Source organism: Pseudopontixanthobacter vadosimaris (assembly GCF_012979275.1).
Taxonomy (GTDB): domain Bacteria; phylum Pseudomonadota; class Alphaproteobacteria; order Sphingomonadales; family Sphingomonadaceae; genus Pseudopontixanthobacter; species Pseudopontixanthobacter vadosimaris.
This window is the reverse complement of record NZ_JABASZ010000008.1, coordinates 1-605: the sequence shown is the minus strand read 5'-3', so window position 1 is coordinate 605 and position 605 is coordinate 1. Positions and strand designations below refer to the sequence as shown.

The window sequence follows — 605 nt, the reverse complement described above, 5'->3', positions numbered from 1 at the left end:
GGCTGTTCAACAAGCTGAAGAACTGGCGCCGGGTCGCCACTCGCTACGACAAAACCAAAGAATCCTACCTTGGCTTCGTCGCCCTCGCTTCAATCAAACTCTGGATACCCTTTGTCCACGAAACCTAACAGAAATGTTACAGCCCACAAGAAAGCAAGGTACAGCACGCCGCCAGCACCAATGCCAGCAACAGACGCTCCGCCAATCTTCCACCAAGGCGCTCGTGCTTCACCTGAGTTTGCTGATGTGTGTGATAGCATGGCAGTCACGGTAGGGGCGCTCCATAACGGCTGCAATGGGTCATTAGCGTAGGGGCCGCCATCGATGATAATTGCCAACCGTGTCCGCTGGTCCCATTGAGTTCGCCAGCACCGAGCAGACAAACTGTTTCTGCCCGCAGCCATGGAGCCGATGCGATTCTGTTGGAAGATCAGGCGACGTATGTACGGGCCTTACACACACAGCCCGACTGGTGTGGGCCTAGGGGAGCTATAATTGTGGTGCTGGGGATTGGTTGCGGGGGTTGGATTTGAACCAACGACCTTCAGGTTATGAGCCTGACGAGCTACCGGACTGCTCCACCCCGCGGTACCGATGGCAGCTAT

Annotated in this window: 1 tRNA gene and 1 pseudogene; one reads left to right on the top strand and one right to left on the bottom strand. The window is 56.0% G+C overall.

The features are described 5' to 3' along the window. Nucleotides 1–128: pseudogene (locus HG250_RS01380) on the top strand (IS5 family transposase); the annotation flags it as partial. Nucleotides 129–511: 383 nt separating this feature from the next. Here HG250_RS01380 and HG250_RS01375 read toward each other — a convergent pair. Then, nucleotides 512–588, bottom strand: a tRNA-Met gene (locus HG250_RS01375). Between the last annotated feature and the right edge of the window lie 17 nt (nucleotides 589–605).